General features: G+C 60.2%; 17 protein-coding genes. 4 read left to right on the top strand and 13 right to left on the bottom strand.

The features are described 5' to 3' along the window. Positions 1 to 239 precede the first annotated feature (239 nt). From BM403_RS03915 to BM403_RS03900, 4 genes are all read left to right on the top strand, one after another. Positions 240 to 968 carry a winged helix-turn-helix domain-containing protein gene (locus BM403_RS03915; RefSeq protein WP_043205495.1) on the top strand — a complete coding sequence of 243 codons (729 nt, stop codon included), beginning with the start codon at positions 240 to 242 and terminating at the stop codon, positions 966 to 968. Beyond that, a complete protein-coding gene (locus BM403_RS03910) occupies positions 961 to 1656 on the top strand; it encodes a YuxH family protein (RefSeq protein WP_093541654.1) in 696 nt (231 codons plus the stop codon). Before BM403_RS03915 ends, BM403_RS03910 begins: the two co-directional genes overlap by 8 nt. Before the next feature lie 31 nt (positions 1657 to 1687). Continuing rightward, positions 1688 to 2347, top strand: coding sequence for a winged helix-turn-helix domain-containing protein (locus tag BM403_RS03905; RefSeq protein ID WP_046034682.1), 660 nt, complete (start codon positions 1688 to 1690; stop codon positions 2345 to 2347). Between the two features lie 246 nt (positions 2348 to 2593). Next, a complete protein-coding gene (locus BM403_RS03900; protein ID WP_046034681.1) occupies positions 2594 to 3985 on the top strand; it encodes an undecaprenyl-phosphate glucose phosphotransferase in 1392 nt (463 codons plus the stop codon). 181 nt (positions 3986 to 4166) lie between these two features. On the opposite strand, the gene BM403_RS03895 is transcribed toward BM403_RS03900, so the two are convergent. The 13 genes from BM403_RS03895 to BM403_RS03835 all read right to left on the bottom strand — a co-directional run bounded on the left by BM403_RS03895 (position 4167) and on the right by BM403_RS03835 (position 17203). After that, entirely contained in the window at positions 4167 to 6242 is a 2076-nt protein-coding gene (locus BM403_RS03895; RefSeq protein WP_093541652.1) for a YjbH domain-containing protein, read from the bottom strand. Beyond that, positions 6239 to 7009 carry a capsule biosynthesis GfcC family protein gene (locus BM403_RS03890; RefSeq protein ID WP_046034679.1) on the bottom strand — a complete coding sequence of 257 codons (771 nt, stop codon included), beginning with the start codon at positions 7007 to 7009 and terminating at the stop codon, positions 6239 to 6241. The genes BM403_RS03895 and BM403_RS03890 overlap by 4 nt, the downstream gene beginning before the upstream one ends. Further along, on the bottom strand, positions 7006 to 7659 hold the full coding sequence (locus tag BM403_RS03885) for a YjbF family lipoprotein (protein ID WP_371913993.1): 654 nt from the start codon (positions 7657 to 7659) through the stop codon (positions 7006 to 7008). The genes BM403_RS03890 and BM403_RS03885 overlap by 4 nt, the downstream gene beginning before the upstream one ends. Positions 7660 to 7671: 12 nt before the next feature. Then, positions 7672 to 8784 (bottom strand): polysaccharide biosynthesis/export family protein, encoded by a 1113-nt coding sequence (locus BM403_RS03880; protein ID WP_080943347.1) that lies wholly within the window; start codon positions 8782 to 8784, stop codon positions 7672 to 7674. Between the two features lie 88 nt (positions 8785 to 8872). Beyond that, complete coding sequence (locus BM403_RS03875; protein ID WP_093541650.1) at positions 8873 to 9103, bottom strand: hypothetical protein; 231 nt, start codon at positions 9101 to 9103, stop codon at positions 8873 to 8875. A 180-nt stretch (positions 9104 to 9283) separates the two neighbouring features. After that, on the bottom strand, positions 9284 to 10693 hold the full coding sequence (locus BM403_RS03870) for a mannose-1-phosphate guanylyltransferase/mannose-6-phosphate isomerase (protein WP_093541648.1): 1410 nt from the start codon (positions 10691 to 10693) through the stop codon (positions 9284 to 9286). Between the two features lie 23 nt (positions 10694 to 10716). After that, positions 10717 to 11175 (bottom strand): GDP-mannose mannosyl hydrolase, encoded by a 459-nt coding sequence (locus BM403_RS03865; protein WP_046034676.1) that lies wholly within the window; start codon positions 11173 to 11175, stop codon positions 10717 to 10719. A 5-nt stretch (positions 11176 to 11180) separates the two neighbouring features. Continuing rightward, positions 11181 to 12389 carry a glycosyltransferase WbuB gene (locus BM403_RS03860; RefSeq protein ID WP_012724813.1) on the bottom strand — a complete coding sequence of 403 codons (1209 nt, stop codon included), beginning with the start codon at positions 12387 to 12389 and terminating at the stop codon, positions 11181 to 11183. After that, entirely contained in the window at positions 12389 to 13366 is a 978-nt protein-coding gene (locus BM403_RS03855) for a GDP-L-fucose synthase (protein ID WP_012724814.1), read from the bottom strand. Before BM403_RS03855 ends, BM403_RS03860 begins: the two co-directional genes overlap by 1 nt. Before the next feature lie 2 nt (positions 13367 to 13368). Then, positions 13369 to 14490: a GDP-mannose 4,6-dehydratase gene (gene gmd / locus BM403_RS03850; RefSeq protein ID WP_012724815.1), complete on the bottom strand. Its 1122-nt coding sequence runs from the start codon at positions 14488 to 14490 to the stop codon at positions 13369 to 13371. 69 nt (positions 14491 to 14559) lie between these two features. Continuing rightward, positions 14560 to 15495, bottom strand: coding sequence for a glycosyltransferase family 2 protein (locus BM403_RS03845; RefSeq protein ID WP_046034674.1), 936 nt, complete (start codon positions 15493 to 15495; stop codon positions 14560 to 14562). Continuing rightward, the gene (locus BM403_RS03840; RefSeq protein WP_043205501.1) at positions 15492 to 16061 is read right to left on the bottom strand and encodes an LbetaH domain-containing protein; all 570 of its coding nucleotides are present in this window, start codon (positions 16059 to 16061) and stop codon (positions 15492 to 15494) included. The genes BM403_RS03845 and BM403_RS03840 overlap by 4 nt, the downstream gene beginning before the upstream one ends. Further along, a complete protein-coding gene (locus BM403_RS03835) occupies positions 16058 to 17203 on the bottom strand; it encodes a glycosyltransferase (protein ID WP_012724818.1) in 1146 nt (381 codons plus the stop codon). The genes BM403_RS03840 and BM403_RS03835 overlap by 4 nt, the downstream gene beginning before the upstream one ends. Positions 17204 to 17224: the final 21 nt, after the last annotated feature.

The raw sequence follows: 17224 nt of genomic DNA, 5'->3' as shown, positions 1-17224 counted from the left end.
CCGCCGTCGCTAACCCATTGACCTAAAATATTTATCGCACACTAAAAACTGCACTAGCATATGTGCAATACCGTACAAACTTCCCCACAACCCCCCCCTCTCCCCTCGCTCCGCCCCCCCCGCAAATAAAGTGGCGAATGTTAAAATTTGTCACGTTTTAGCGGAATCAATTCGATTAGTATCTAAACGCTGGCAGCGAATGAACTGACGGCCTTGCATGCCGGAAAAGGGAGTAGGTGATGCATTTTTCCAACGTCCTCGCTATTGCACGGACTCAATCGAAATCGGAGGACTTTCGGGAGTTTATAGTTCGCACTGTAACGGATGATTTGAAAGTCGATACACGTTACTACGAACAACTCATTGACACCCAGGAAAGTCACGGGAATTACCGCGCAATCATCATAGAAATTGACACACCCTCGGCCAGTAGCCAGACACTGGACATAATAAGAAAGACCAGAAACAACAATCCCGGCTGCACCATATTTGTCGTTGTCACCTTTGCCTCAACCCTGAGCAAAACAAAATACTACCTGGCAGGCGCGGATTACTGCATCAAGGTGGTCGACACCCCTCCTGAGAAAAAATTGAGCCTGTTTGATGCATTCCTCAGCGAGAGTGCACGACTGAATCAGTGTGGCTTGGTACTCGATCAAGACCGCATGTGCATTTATGGCGACGGCAAAAAACTGGAAATATCCTTTGTTGAAATGAGTGTATTGGAAGCCCTTATCCAACGGCGACTGCTCAGTCACAACGAGATCGCCGCCGTCATGGGTTTGAATACCAAATACTACGACTCCAGAGCGATGGAAAAGTCTATCAGCCGACTGCGCAGTAAAATCAAGGCGCACTACGGTGAAAACATCATCCAGAATATTCGCGGTTATGGGTACAAACTAAGCCGGGGTCTTATATGCACCGGCCATTTCCAATCCGCCAAGGAGCGGTCGAATCGTGAATAGCGAGAAAATCCCCCCTGCCCACTCGGTGGACTTCAACATTGTCAGGCAGGCTATCGTTGATCGCAGCCATGCACTCTGGGGCAGTGAAATCCGCATAGCGTGGCCGCACACTCGCGCGTTACCTGAAACTGCCTATAAGGAAGCGCTACACCGTATAGATGTACGGCGCAGCGTCTCCCCTCCTTCGCGCAGTCATAAGTTCCTGCACATTGATCAAGCCGCCTTAATGAACGCAGACCTGCACAAACAAATTGTTCAGACTGCCCAAGCACTGGAGAAGCGCAGCCCCCCCTTGACCCTCTGCATCGACAACCCTCTGGATGCCCTGCCCAGCCCGGTTGAACGCAGGGCCATGGTGCGCCAGTTATATAAATTGAAAGACCAATGCGGCATCACCCTCGCCTACAACAATTACAGACTTGATACAAAGCAGGCCGACCTGCTGATCGATCTCGAACTCTACAACTACATAAAAATGCCCTTTCCGGATTCCGCCCTGCGGCTGAGCCTGAATACACGCTCCGACCTGTTCGATCGGCTCTACGACCGCATGCTGGCGCTGATCAATACGGCGCGGGTGTGCTTTATTGCCGACACTGTCGAGTTTGCCGACAGTGCGCTGCTGGCTAAACACCTGCCTTTCGAATACTTTCAGGGCGGTTATTACTCCCCTGCTGACTGCCTATAACAACTGCACCTTCCTACTCTCGGTGGACACTATGAGCTCCCTCAAGAAATACGCCTTCACGCCCACACTTCCTGCTATCGCATTGCACGACTTCACCCCCAATGCCGAGTTGTTCCACTACGATGTAAACGCAGCGGCGACAAGCCAGGCAGACGCAGAACAGCTGTTATTCAACCCACGGTCTGCCAGCCCCAATGCCACCCCGCGCCTGAATACCTACGTCATTACCCATACCCGCCTCTTACCCTCACACCCTTTTAACGCTGTGAGACAAGAATCCAGAATGCCCCTGCCAAAGGATCATGACAGCGCGCCGAATAACCATACTCCACCTCCGGAAATAAGCCCTGAGCGCACTCAGCAGTACCCACAGGATTTCTGGCTGCTGACCCAACATGATCGCACCCTGGTCAAGGGCGGCCTGCGTATTTCATTGACCACCATTGAATCCGCGCTGATTAAAAAAATGCTCCACCATGAAGAACGCGTGGTCAGCAAAGAAGAGCTGATCCGTAATATAGGCCGCGAACCCGAGTTATATCGCGGGTTGGAAATGTGCCTGAGCCGGCTGCAGGAAAAGTTCAAGCGCGCCAACGACGGTGAGCGTTTGTTTCGCGCCGTCAGAAACCGTGGTTATTGCCTGACGCAAAAAATCAAGAAGCCGCTCGAGCTGGCTCAGCCACGCCGTTAAACATATAAAAATAACGATCACTTTATCACTCACCCTGCCTATTAACACACACTTATACCCGTCCTTTTATAACACTCCCTGCTGATCACATTACGCCGACCTTGTTATAAGTCGTCAGCCAATGCCCCCTGCCCTTCATTACTATCCATGGGTACGCGCCTGCGCGTGCCTGTTGTTTTAGTGCGGTATTGCGCCGCGTGATCAAGCCCTGCCACCACGTGTGTGGTCACCACCGGGAGCAGAACTATGCTGAATAATACTAGAATGCATCGCCACCTGACCCCTAAGGGTTTGACGTTCTGGGGCCAATGGACGCTCGCATCGGGCTTAGTTGTAACACTGTTGTTTATGTTGGTGTCTTTGAAGACCGGCCAACTTGATTATAACTATCGGATCCTGGCGGCCTTCACCCTACTGGCGTCGCTACCGGCTTATACCTTCTGTGATGTCTACAGCAAGAAAGATGACTATGGCGTGGGCCTTGGACGACTGTTCATGGGTTGGTTACTTACCGTGGGTATCGTGTTCGCGGTGGGTGTTGCCTGCAATGCCAGTTCATTGTTTCCCCTGGAGATTCTGCTGTTGTGGGGCGCTGTCAGTTACCCACTGTTGGCGCTGTGCTATATCCCCTTGCACAGCCTGTCGCGGTATTACCATCGGCAACTTTACCAACGGCACAAGTCATTGATCGTGGGCACCGGCAAACTCGCGGTCGACCTTGCGAACACCTTGTCTCGCCAGAAACACTCGCCGTTGGTGGGTCTGGTCGGCAGCCACACCGAGGCAGCCCAGGACGCACACCCACAGATACTCGGCGAGCTGCCGCAATTGCCGCACCTGATCCGGCAACACGGTATTCGCCGGCTCTACATCACCCACTCGTTGCAGGACGCGACCCACATCGAGGCGCTCTACCTCAACCTGCTGGAGATCAATGTGGATGTGATCTGGGTGCCCGACCTCAACAACATGCTGCTGCTCAATCATTGCGTGGCCGAAGTCGATGGTCTGCCGGCGATCTTCCTTAATGAAAGCCCGCTGACCAGCCGCCCCACTGCGGCGCTGAGCAAGTCGTTGCTGGACAAGAGCCTGGCCTTGCTGGCGATCCTGGTGTTGAGCCCGTTGTTGCTGCTGTTTGCGGTGTTGATCAAGCTCACCTCCCCCGGTCCGGTGATTTTCAAACAGGACCGCCATGGCTGGAATGGCCAGGTGATCAAGGTGTGGAAGTTCCGCTCGATGCGCGTGCATGATGATCACGAGGTGCGCCAGGCCAGCCGCAACGACTCACGCATCACCCCGGTCGGCCGGTTTATTCGCCGTACCTCCATCGATGAATTGCCGCAGTTGTTCAACGTGCTGCAGGGCAATATGGCCCTGGTCGGCCCCCGTCCCCACGCGATTGCCCACAATGACTTCTACTCGGGGAAGATTCACGCCTACATGGCGCGCCATCGCATTAAGCCCGGCATTACCGGCCTGGCGCAGGTCAGTGGCTGCCGGGGTGAGACCGAGACCCTGGAGAAGATGCAGCGGCGCGTGGATATCGACCTGCGTTACATCAATACCTGGTCGCTGTGGCTGGACATCAAGATTCTGCTGAAGACGCCGTTTACGCTTTTATCCAAGGATATCTACTGAGCGCTGGAGCTTGTCGAATCGTCCCGTTGGACTGCGCAGCAGTCCTATTTTAGGGCCGCTGCGCGGCCCAACGGGACGGTGTGACGATTCGACAAGCTCCCTCGCCACAGGTACAGTTTTCGCCCTTAAATGACTGGCATTAGGGTTTGCTCCCTCCCACACTTGAACGCGACCCCACCCGTTACTCCGTGATCTTGTCGATGTTCTGGTAGAACAGTTCACTGTCGCGTCCATCCGTCATCGAATGCAGCGAATACGCGCGATTCAAGCGTGCCCCGCCATCGCGGGTCAGCGGTGCCCACACCAGGTTGGCACGGCGCATGGTCGACAGGCTCATCAACTCATCGAACGGAATGGACAGGTAGAGGCCCTTGTCGAAGCTGCCTTCGCCAAACGCTTCCTTGGACACGTTGGTACGGGTGATCCACGCGCCGATACGCACACCGTTGTTGAATTGCCGCGACAGATCCAACGTTGCGCCCCAGTCCCTGGCCAAGTAGCGGCCGACGCTCAAAGCCCCCTGCATATTGAACGGCAGATCGGTATAGCCGGTGATATGGCCGGTGACCGTGCGGTAATCGCGCAGGCTGAAATCCTGCTCGAAGCCACGTTGGCGCACATAGTTCAGGTCCGCGCCCACTGCCCATCCCTTGCCCATCGGCCGGTACAGCACTTCACTGCCGACCCCGGCATACATCGACTCCAGCAAGCCGCCATAGACCATGCCGTACACGTCCTGATCCAGGCGCTGCGCATGGTTGAGTTGGAAGGTCGGCAATGTCACGTCGGCGCTGGTCATGTACTTGCGCAGGTCGGTGCGTACCCGTGGCAAACCCGTGGGTGCATCGTAGGTAAAACCGTCGTAGTTGTTTAGCAGGTTGACGCTCAACATGCCGCTCCACCAAGTAGTGCGAGTGAAGCGGTATTCGCCGTCGAAGTCGGCGGAAACCTGATAGAGCAAGCCGTCCGGCCCGCCGACGTTCTGTTTGTAGCCCAGGCCTGCGCCATAGCTGAAGGGTGTCGGCGACTGGGTGTAGAGCACCGTTTGCGCGCGCTCGCTGGCGCGATTGACCTCGACCTGGCGGTGCAGGGCCCGCAGCTCTTCACGGTGGTTGACCACCTCGCGAAAGGTCTCGCGGGGCACGCTGGTTTCCTCGATGCCCATGGCATAGCGTTCGCTGACCAGGGTGAACCAATCGATCTGGTCATTCACGCTGTTGTCGAGGATCCGGCTCGCGCGCCCCACCGCCTTGGCACTGTAGAAATAGCGCTGCTGTTCGCCATACACCAACAGCTCCGGCCCGCGTTGCGTGATGCGTTGCACGGTGTAGCCGGCATTGTCGTGCAGGCGTTGGGACACAGCGGCCCAATCAACCTGCTCCGGTGGCGTGGGTGGTGCCACGCTCGGTAACTTGGGCGCCGGTGGGTCGTAGGTTTTCACCGGTGCCTTGCGGCTGACGAAATTGGTATGAAGGGTAATGCCGAACATCGCGGTATTGCCCCGCTCCCAGGCAGCACTCACGTCGATGGAATCGGCGAGCTTATAGACCATACCGACGTTGACCGGCGAATCCTGGCGAAAGCGGTTGTCCCGCGGTTCGTTCTTGTAGTCGTTGCCGTCCACTTCGAGCTTGAGGCTCAGCGGCGCCCAGGGCGTCTGGTAAGCGATGCCGCCAAACAGCCCGGGGCGGCCGCGAAAGTAGCCATTGGAAAAACTGCCGGAACCCTCGGCGGTGGGCCGCTCGTCGAAACGATCGTCCAGCGCGCCCAACGGGTTACCCAAGTCACCCCGGCTGCCCAGGTAACCCCAGGCGATACCGGCGCTGAAATCGAAATCGCCGTAGCGTTTGCTGGCCACCAGGTATTCGCTGGAAAACAGCCCGGTGCCGCCCAAGTCCATGAACCCCACCGCCACTTGGGGCAGCCAGTGGGTCTCCTGATACAGGCGCACCTTGGCGTCGACAGCCTTGTCCTTGTAACTCTGGCCGCCGCTGAACGACTCGGCACCATAGGGACGGTTGGTGATCGCGGTGTAGCGAAAGGTGCCTTCCAGCCAGTCCAGGGGCTGCGCCGAAAAACTGTAGCGGCTGTAGGGTTCGGTGCGGTTGGCATTGACGCTGAGTTCGCCGGCGGGGGCCATGCGCGCGGTGGGGGTTTGCAGCAAGCCCACGCCGCCGAAATCGCTTTGGGTGTAACGGGGATCGCCATGCACGACGCCACAGGGCACCAGCAGCACGGCCGCAATACATAATTTCAAGGCGTGACCTCGGCCAGGGGTTGGGTGGCGAGAAACTCAGCCAATTGCTGATTCAGTTCAGGCGTGGGCGGGTCCAGGTCGTCGCTGCGGATCGGCACCAGCAACGTGCTGCCGGGCGCGGGCGGCGCGCCCTCCTCGCGGTTCCAGGGTGCAATGCCCAGGCGCGTGACGTGCCCGTCGGGCTGGATCAGCCACAGGTAATCGGTGTCCGCCGCCTTCGACGCCGGGCATGCGTCGAGGTAGGCGCTCCCCTGCTGCAACGGCGCAAATGCCAAGGTGCACGCACGGGCAACCGCGCCCAGGACCCGCACGCTGTCGGGCCTTGGCGGATACACCAGGCGGTCGCCACTACTGACCGGCAGGTTTGGCGCAAACCCCACTTCCACCGCTACCGGGTCTAGCACCGCCGCCTGGCGGCCGGTCACCGGCAACGCCTGCACCTGCTGATAAAGCTGCGCCGCTGCACGGGCCCGATCTTCGCGCCCTGCCGCCAACGCGGCCTGGTGCAGGGTTTGCAGGTCGAACAACACACCGGCCTTGAGCCGTGCCTGGGCTTCAAGCAGAGGCTGATGCAACCAGGCCGCCCCGAGCCAATAGCCTTGGGCATCCGGTTGCGAAGCAGTGATCACATCCAGCAAACGCGCGTCGGCTTGCAGCACCACAGGGCCTGGGTTACGCACCTGGCCGCTGACCGTCAGGGTCGCGGCCAGGCACAGCGGGGCGCAGCCACATAACAGCAGCAGCGCCCCGAGTCGTCGAACAATCATCGGGCGTCCTTGCGGGTCGGTTGCAGTTGGGTGATGGTCAGGCTCAGGTCGGGCGTGAGGTGTTGCTCGCTCTGCACGATAAAACCGTTCACCGGGTCCACCCAGTAGCGGTTGCGGGCGTGAAAACCGGCCGCCTCCACGTCTTCGTCAATCCGTAACAGAGCGTAGGGCTTGTCCAAAATCTCGAGGGTTTCGATGCCCTTGCGCGTCAGGCGGCTGGTGACCGTAATGCCCATCCGATAGCCGCCCACCAGGTCGATCTGCCGTGTGCTGAGGTAGCCATCCGGCACCCGGTGCAGCCCTTGCTGAAAGGGCGATTGCCCCTGCCAACGCGTGCCATCCAGGTCAGCCCCGAGGCCGACCGTGCGCACCACTAGGCCGTCGCGCAGCATCAGCACTTGCTTGCCGGACGCGACCCAGAATTGCAGGTCGTCGCGCTGGCGAATCAGCGCCATCACGCCTTCGCTGGACACCGTGGTGACCTTGATCTGGGGAAACGGCACCGCCTCCACTTGGGCTTGGGTCAACCCCAGCGGCGCAGGCCCGGCCACGGCGGCCTTGAAGGTATCGAGAGAGGCCGTCATCAACGGATTACAACCAGCCAACAGCCACGCCAACCCCGCATACGTAGCGATTTTCAGAGTGTTCACGCAGGTTCCACCCTATCGGTTGCTGGCTTCGCTCAGGTTGTTCTGAGTGGACGCGCCAATGCCGACGATCGTGGCGGAAGGGATCAACTGGCTGATAAAGCGGTTCCACCGGGTGATATTGGCGGGGCCGACGAACACCACATCCTGGGGCTGCACATCAAAGCGCGTGGCCAGTGCCATGGCCGACGGAGACGCGGCTTCCAGCTGGTAGACCTTGGCCGGCTCTGTCGCCATGTTCTGCGCGCCACGGATCACGTAGATGGCATCCGCGTTGGAGGTGTTCTGGTTGATCCCGCCCACCGAGCCGAGCACGTCGGAGAGGTTCATGCTGCGGGTCTTGAAGCTCAGGGCGCGAGGCTGCATGACCTCCCCCATCACGTAGATGCGCTTGCGGTCGTTGTAGGCCAGGTACAGCTGGTCGCCGTCCTTGAGGTAGATGTCGTTGACGCGCGACTGTGCAAGGTTGAGCGTGTCGAGGTCCAGGGTGTAGCGCTTGCCGTCACGGGTGAGCGTGAGGTTCGACAGGTCGGCATTGAGCGGGTCGATCCCTGCGGCGCCCATGGCCTCCATCACGTTCATCGGGATGGTCGTGATCGGCACCGGCCCGGCCTTGGCCACCGCGCCGGTAATCACCACACGCTGGCTGGCAAATCGCAGTACGCTGACGTCCACCTGGGGACTGTCGATGTACTGGCGTAGCTTGTCGGTGATCTCGCTGCGCAACGCTTCAATGGAGCGCCCTTTGGCAGTCAGTTCGCCCACGTAGGGGTAGAACAGGTTGCCCTCGGGGCTGACCAGGCGACCGTTGGCATCGATCTGTTGTTGTGGACCGGAAGGCGCCGTCAGTTCGGGGTGATCCCACACCGTGATATACAGCGCATCATTGGCGCCGATCAAATACGGGCCAGGCTTATAACTCAACAGCTCTGCCGGGATGGAATACGGCACCTGGGTGGCCGCGTCCATGGCGAGTAACTTGGGCGTTATTGGAATTAAATCCACGCGGCTACTTTCAGCGCCACCCTGCTCGGTCATCGCCGCCGTGTCCATATATTGGCCCGGGGCAAACATGCAGCCTTGCAACAATGCAGCGGCCACAGCCGCAACAGAAAAAATACGCATCATAGTGCTAGGACACTCGCGATAATCGACAAGAAAAAAAGACCACTTGGGTGGGGATTCCAAGCGGTCTGAAAAGCGGAAGGTTTACAACTTAGTTGCCGGTACCGGTCGTGCCGGTGGTACCCGTGGTGGTGCCGCCATTGGAACTGCCGCCGCTGTTGGAAGCCGCCGCAACACCGGCGATGAGGGCGCTGCCGACCAGCAGGGTTTGCCCCACCGTCACCGTGCCCGCCACCGTGGTATCGAGCCCCAACGGCAACTCAACGGCCAACGCAGAAGTACTCAGGATACTGAGTACAATAATAGCCAGTGGTGTTCTCATCTCAGACTCCTTATCGTCAGTGAATGGTCAGTCCGATAGTGCCATTCAACTAAACAGTGCACCAGACGGCGAATAATTAACGCCGCGGTTAAAAAATAACGTTTTATCGGCGAAGCGCCCGGCCTTCAATACATTGGCGCCCGTGAAGTTATTTAAAACGTTATTAATTGTCGGAAAACTTCAGGCCCGACCGTACTTGTCTTCAAAGCGCACAATGTCGTCCTCGCCCAAATAAGACCCCGACTGCACCTCGATCAACTCCAACGGGATCACGCCTGGGTTTTCCAGCGCGTGCACCTGGCCGATAGGGATATAGGTCGACTGGTTCTCCGAGACCAAGTACGTCTGCTCGCCATTGGTGACCCGCGCCGTGCCACTCACCACAATCCAGTGCTCGGCGCGGTGGTGATGCATTTGCAGCGACAGCTTGGCCCCCGGCTTCACGGTGATGCGCTTGACCTGGTAGCGCTGGCCGCTGTCCACCGAGTCATACATGCCCCACGGCCGATACACTTCACGGTGGTTGAGGTGCTCATGCCGCCCCGCCTGTTTAAGCTGGTCGACGATGCCCTTGACCTGCTGCACCTGGTCCTTGTGCGCCACCAGCACCGCGTCCTTGGTCTCGACAATGATCAGGTCCTGCACCCCGACAGTAGCGACCAATCGGCTGTCGGCGTGGACGTAGGTGTCGCGGGTGTCGAGCGCCAGCCCATCGCCGCGCAGCACATTGCCGTTGGCATCTTTGGCACTGGCCTCCCACAGCGCCGACCACGAGCCGATATCGCTCCAGCCGGCCTGCAACGGCACCATCACCGCCTCGCTGGTTTTTTCCATCACGGCGTAGTCGACGGAGACGTCCGGGCACGCGGCAAAGGTTGCGCTGTGCACGCGGGTGAACGGCAGGTCCTGGCTGCCACCTTCCAACGCCACGCGACACGCTTCGAGGATCGCCGGCTGAAAGCGCTCCAACTCTTCCAGGTAACGGCTGGCACGGAACATGAACATGCCGCTGTTCCAGGCGTAGTCACCGCTGGCCACGTATTTCGCGGCGGTGGTGGCGTCCGGCTTCTCCACAAAGCGCTTGACCCGGTAACCGCCCTCGCCCACCGCCACGCCCTGTTCGAGGTAGCCGTAGCCAGTGTGCGCACAGGTGGGGGTGATGCCGAAGGTCACCAGCTTGCCGGCCCGGGCCAGGGGCAACGCCACTTCCAGGCTGGCATGGAATGCTGGGATGTCTTCGATCAGGTGGTCCGCCGCCAGCACCAGCAGGACCGGGTCGTGGGCCTCGGCCACCGCCTTGCACGCCGCCAGCGCGATGGCCGGCGCCGTGTTGCGCCCCACCGGTTCCAGCAGAATGCTCGCCTGTTCCAGGCCCAACTGGCGCAATTGCTCAGCCACCAGAAAGCGGTGCTGCTCGTTGCAGATCAACTGCGGCAAGCCCACGTTGGCGCCGGTCAGGCGTGTGATGGTCTGCTGCAGCATCGACAGGTGCGCATCGGTCAGGCGCAGGAACTGCTTGGGGTTCAATTGCCGCGAGAGCGGCCACAGGCGCGACCCCGAACCGCCAGCCATGATTACGGGTATTAACATGAGGGCATCCTTGGGCGAGAGCATCAGAAATAGGCGCGGGTGTTGGCGTGCACCCGCTGGCTGAAACGCAGTTCATCCTCCGGCCACCAACGGTATTGCTGGTGTTGTCCCGCAGGCGGCTGCAGGGTTTCGTCGCCGGCCAGCTCCAGGCAGTAGCTGAGCACCACATAGTGGGTGTCCGGCCCAGCCCCGGCGTTGGCAAACACACTGTCATCGTAGAAATGCTCGAACACCCCCAGCAGCCGGGCAGTCGCGCGCTCGAAGGGGCGCCCCAGTTCATCCTGGGTGATGCGTCGGAAGGCGCCGTCCAGGCTTTCGTTTTTCTGGATGCGCCCACCGGGCACGAACCAGAAGCCGTAGGCCGGTCGATTCACACGCAGACCGAGCAAAACATCGCCACGACGGTTGCGTACCACCAAGTCGATCGCCACCAGGGGCGTCGACGCTACGACCGTTTGGAAGGTCGGTAAATCAAGCCACATACCCGTCAGACCTGTGCCAGAAAACGTTGCAGAATGCGTTCCTTGTCGAGGAACTCCTTGGCGTAGTTCAACGCCACACTATTGCGCGCAGGCAATGCCAGAACCTGCTCGATCCCGGCGTTCAGCGCCGCGAGCGATTCCGGTTCGATCAACACCGCAATGCCCGGATGCTCCTCGCACAGGCGGCCGAGGGTGGTGCCGGGGTCGGCGGTGATAATTGCATGACCGCCCACCGCCAGAATGTTGGTGAGCTTGGACGGCAAGACGGAATCGGCCACCCCACGTTTCTGGATCACCAGGTGCCCGTCAGCCGAGGCCAGCAGCGCGGGTAAATCCTCGTAAGCCTGCAAGGGCGCGAACAGCACATTGCGCAGGCCTTCGTTGTGTACACGCTCAAGCAAACGCGCCTTGCCAGTGCCCTGGCCGACAATCAGGAACACCACCTCCGTACGATCGACGTGGGCCCGCGCCGCATCCAGAATCAGCTCCAGGCCTTGCTTCTCACCGATATTGCCGGCGTACAACAGCACCTTGGCGCCCGGCGGCACACCCAGGCGTTCCAGCAACGCGCGGTTGTGCGGCACCTGGCGAAAACGCGCAGTCTCCGACCAATTGGGAAAGAACATCAGCCGCTTGCTGTTCACGCCTTTGCCACGGGCCTTGTCGAGCATGCCGCTGGAAATCGTCGAGACCCGATCAAAGCGCCGCAACAGCCAGCGCTCGATGCCGAACGCCAAGCGTCGCAGCAGCGAGCCGCCGCCAATGCCCAGGCCAAACATCGCATCCACTTCATAATCCTGGATATGCAGCACCGAGCGCGCGCCACTCAGCTTGGCCAGCAGCAGCGCCTGGGGCGCACAAAACAGCGTGGGCACCACCAGGATCACCAGGTCCGGCTTCCAGCGCAGTTGCCCCAGGACCGCCAGGCACGAGCTGGCGGAAAAGCTCACCAGGTGCAGCAGGCGCGTCAGCGCCGTGGGCTGGCGCGGCACGTACAGCGGGCAGCGAATCACGGTGACGCCGGCGTCCTGCTCGGTGCGAAAACGCCACGGCGAATAGCCCTCGCCCACCTGCCACTGCGGGTAATACGGCGGTGCGGTCACCACGCGCACTGCATGCCCTTGCGCCGCCAGCCAGCGCGCCTGTTCCCCGCTGTATTTGCCGATGCCGGTCAGCTCCGGGCTGTAATTGATGCCATACAGAAGGATCTTCATCACTGGCCCCGAGGCTGTTCGAGTGCGGCGAGGTAAGCGTTGTAGGCATCGCGCAGGCCCTCTTCCAACGGCACGTAGGCTTCCCAACCGAGGGCGTTGATACGGCTTACATCCAGCAACTTGCGCGGCGCGCCGTCGGGCTTGCTCGCGTCGAAGCGCAAGCGCCCCCGGAACCCGGTGACCCGCACCAGCGCCTCTGCCAGCTCGGCGATGGTGCAATCCACGCCAGTGCCGACGTTCAGGTGCGAGCGCATCGGCTGGGTCTGCTCGCGATAGCGCGCGGCGTCGAGTTCCATCACGTGCACGCTGGCCGCCGCCATATCATCCACATGCAAAAACTCACGGCGCGGGCGGCCGCTGCCCCAGATCACCACCTCGTCATCACCGCGCTGGGTCGCCTCATGAAAACGTCGCAACAAGGCTGCAATCACGTGGCTGTTCTCCGGGTGATAGTTATCACCCGGCCCATACAGGTTGGTCGGCATCACGCTGCGGTAATCGCGCCCGTGCTGGCGGTTGTAGCTCTCGCACAGCTTGATCCCGGCAATCTTGGCCACCGCGTAGGGCTCGTTGGTGGGCTCCAGCGCGCCGTCCAGCAACACCGCCTCGATCATCGGCTGCGGCGCATGCACCGGGTAGATGCACGATGAGCCAAGGAACAACAGGTGCTGCACGCCGTGGCTGTGGGCAGCGTTTATCACGTTGGCCTGGATCATCAGGTTCTGGTAAATGAAATCGGCCGGGTACGTGGCGTTGGCGTGAATCCCGCCGACCTTGGCGGCCGCCAGGTACACTTGGTCCACACGGTGCCCGGCGAAGTACGCCTGCACCGCCGCCGAGTCGAGCAGGTCCAGTTCATCGCGGCCAGCGGTAAGGATCTGCGTATACCCCAGCGCCCACAGCCTGCGAACAATGGCAGAACCGACCATGCCGCGATGGCCGGCGACAAAGATCCGTGCATCAAGATCGCGTGCCATGCTCAGTTCTCCACGGCAATCGGTGCGTCGTGCCCATGCAGGCGCAACAGGGCGTGACGCTGGGCGACCTTGAGGTCTTCGCGGACCATTTCGGCACACATTTCCTGTGCACTGATCTCAGGCACCCACCCTAAAGAACGCTTGGCCTTGGACGGGTCGCCGAGCAGCGTCTCCACCTCTGCCGGGCGGAAGTAACGCGGGTCCACCCGCACAATCACATCCCCCACCAGGATGCCAGGGGCCAGGTCGCCGTCGATCTGCTCGACCACCGCCACCTCCTCCACGCCTTCGCCGACAAAACGTAACTGCAGCCCCAACTCCGCCGCCGACCAGCGAATAAAGTCGCGCACCGAATACTGCACGCCGGTGGCAATCACAAAGTCTTCCGGGCGGTCCTGCTGCAGCATCATCCACTGCATGCGCACGTAGTCCTTGGCGTGGCCCCAGTCACGCAGGGCATCCATGTTGCCCATGTACAGGCACTGTTCCAGACCCAAGGCGATGTTAGTCAGCGCACGGGTGATCTTGCGTGTCACGAAGGTTTCACCACGGCGCGGCGACTCGTGGTTGAACAGGATGCCGTTGCAGGCATACAGGCCGTAGGCCTCGCGGAAGTTCACGGTGATCCAGTAGGCGTACAGCTTGGCCACCGCATAGGGCGAGCGCGGGTAGAACGGCGTGGTTTCCTTTTGCGGGGTTTCCTGTACCAGGCCGTACAACTCGGAGGTCGAAGCCTGGTAGAACCGGGTCTTCTTTTCCAGGCCCAGCAGGCGGATCGCTTCGAGGATGCGCAGGGTGCCCAAGGCATCCACATCAGCGGTGTATTCCGGCGAATCAAAGCTCACGGCCACATGGGATTGCGCGCCGAGGTTGTAGATTTCGTCGGGCTGGATCTGCTGGATGATGCGCGTCAGGTTGGACGAATCGGCCAGGTCGCCGTAGTGCAGGATCAGGTTTTTATGCAGGGCCTGGGGGTCCTGGTAAATGTGATCGATGCGCTGGGTATTGAACGACGATGAACGTCGCTTGAGACCGTGCACGGTATAGCCTTTTTCCAGCAGCAGTTCCGCCAGGTACGAGCCATCCTGACCGGTAATCCCGGTAATAAGCGCGACTTTGTTCATGTCTGTCTCCCGATTGATAGGCGAGCGAAGGCCGACACCCAAACTTGGGTGTTTGTTAAAAACGGTCAGTTACTTCGGTGTGGGCAGGTTCAAGTTATGTCCGGTCAACTTTGAAAGTTCGCGGACAATGGCTTCCTTATCGTTTAAATGCGCAATCGCGGTTTCCAGCTCGAGCACTTTCGCGCCCACCAGAAAGCGGTACCAGTAACCCTGGAGCAGGTGATAGACCAGGCCGCTGCGGCCATCGAGAAACCCCAGTTGAATGATGTAGCGCCACAAGAAATACGCCGTCGAGCTCAGGGTGAACGGCACGCGGTTATACAGGCGGTTCTTGATCAGCCGCTTGGCCTTGGCCTGGAACGAACTCTGCCCCGTATGCACTTCATCGCGGATCGCGAACAACCCGAGCCGTGCGTTGAGCACTTCAATGGCTTCACGGGTGGCGTACTGGTTGTGCTTGTGGGTGAAGAAGGTCAGGTCATGCAGGTTATGGTCGGCAAACCCGCCTTCCAGCGTGATGGTGCGGCCCTCGGCCACCGAGATGTGCTCGTCCATCCAACGGTCTTCCATGCGCCCCAGGCCCGTGCGCCACAGCCGCAGCATCTTCAGGGGGTAGCGGCCGCCATGGCGCACCCAGCGGCCCATGAAAATATGCTTGCGCTTGAAGTTGATGCCGGTGATGTCGCTGGCCAATGTCGGCAGGCGGGAATTGATCGCGGCGGCGAGGTCGGCCTCGATAATTTCGTCGGCGTCCAGGCGCATCGTCCAGTTGCCGGTGATCGGTAAGTTGTCCAACGCCCACTGGAACTGCTTGGCCTGGTTGATGAACGCGTGCTGCACCACCCGCGCGCCGTGGCGTCGGGCGATGTCGCAGGTGTCGTCGCTGGAGAATGAATCCACCACCAGCACTTCATCGCTGAAGGCGCGCACCGAGTCGATGGCCCGGGCGATGTGCAGGCTTTCGTTGTAGGTGAGGATGATGACGCTGATGGTTTCGCGGTTCATGGCATCACCGCCTGAAGGTGCTGGGTACGCTCGCCGATTTGCCGGGCCGGATGCCCGGCGTGCACGGTCCATGGCTGCACGATGCTCTTGATCACCAAAGTGCGAGCCCCCACCACCACGCCATCCGCCACACTGACACCCAAGGTGATAAACGCCTCGGCACACACCCACACGTGGTCCCCCAGCACGATGGGTTTTGCATACAGCTGAAAGTTCTTGCTGTTGTAGTCGTGGGAGCCGCCACATAAATGGGCCCCCTGGGAAATCACGCTGTAGCGCCCGATGCGAATCAACGCCATGTTGTACAGGGTGGTGCCGTCGGCAATACCGACATGGTCACCCAGCTCCAGATTCCAGGGTGCCCAGACCTTTGCCCGTGGATACACGTGCACCCCCTTGCCCAGCCGTGCGCCGAACAACCTGAGCAGGAAGGCCCTCCAGGCATGAAACGGGCGTGGGCTGGTGCGAAACAGCAACACATACACCATGTTCCAGAGCTGACGGCGCAACCGATGGCCCAGGGAGAATGACGGTGAGCGATGCGGATCATTACCTTGGAGAATCATGGGAAACACTCCCGCACTATCTCCAGCAGGCGCTGTGCACCCCGCCGGATATGGAAGCGCTCGGTAAAACACACCTTGGCTCGCTGGGACATCTGCGCGTAACCGGGCGCATCCAGCTGCAACCAGCGTTGCAGGTTTTGCAGGGCGCCCGCCGCCGTGTCGTCGCTGACAAACCCTACGGCGTCTTTCTCGATTTCACGCCAGATATTCACCTTGTTACTGATCAGCACGGGCTTGCCGCACGCCAGCGCCTCAGCCACGACCACGCCGAAATTCTCCTGGTGCGAAGGCAGGCAAAACACCTCGGCGGCGTAGAACGCGCCCCACTTCGCGGCGCCCTGCAGCATGCCGGGCCACGTTACGCGATCAGCGATACCCAATTGCACAGCCTGCGCCTGCAGCGCCTGCACCCAACCCCCTTGGTCAGGGCCAGCCATCACCAAGTGCAAACGCGCGTCCTGCCCGGCCACCTGAGCAAAGGCCTGCAACAGGTGATCGCAGCCCTTTTTCTCGTGGATACGGCTCAGGAACAACACCACCCGCTTGCCCTTGAGCTGCGGATGCTCAGTGACGAAGTCGTGGGCCAGGCGCGCATCGTCGAGCGGTGGGCTGGAAGTACCGTAGGCCGTAATCGTTTCGTTGGCGCGATAGAGCCAAAACGACTCGCGTGCACGGATCCGCTCTTCTTCACTGGTGAACACCACGCGCCGCGCATCCCGCAGCACCCGGTATTCGCCCCACGGCCAGTACAACCATTTCTTCAAATGCTTGAGTGGGTAAGCGTGCTTGAACCAGGGATCCAGCATGCCGTGGGTGTACACGATGTACGGTCGGCCCAGCTTGTTAAGCACCTGGCGGGCAACAAAGCCGTGGTACTGCCACAGACCGTTGATGATGAAAAAATCATAGTCACGCGCGTGCTGTTCCAGCCATGGACGAATGTTGCCGTTCAGCCCGTACCCAAACCGGCTTGGCCCCATGAAATGCACGGTGCCGGGATAGTCGACAGCGAACGCGCCGTCCAGCGTCAGCACATCCACGCGATGCCCGTCCTGGGTGAGCAGCGTGTCGATTTCCCGAGCCGCGTTGATGGGCCCGCCTTTTTCCGGTTTAACCGAAGAGATGATTCTAAGTAACTTCAAGTGCTGTCGTCCGCTGATGCG

This window comes from Pseudomonas sp. OV546, from assembly GCF_900116845.1.
GTDB lineage: Bacteria > Pseudomonadota > Gammaproteobacteria > Pseudomonadales > Pseudomonadaceae > Aquipseudomonas > Aquipseudomonas petroselini.
The sequence above is the reverse complement of the archived record's forward strand: the minus strand, read 5'-3'. Positions and strand labels throughout refer to the sequence as shown.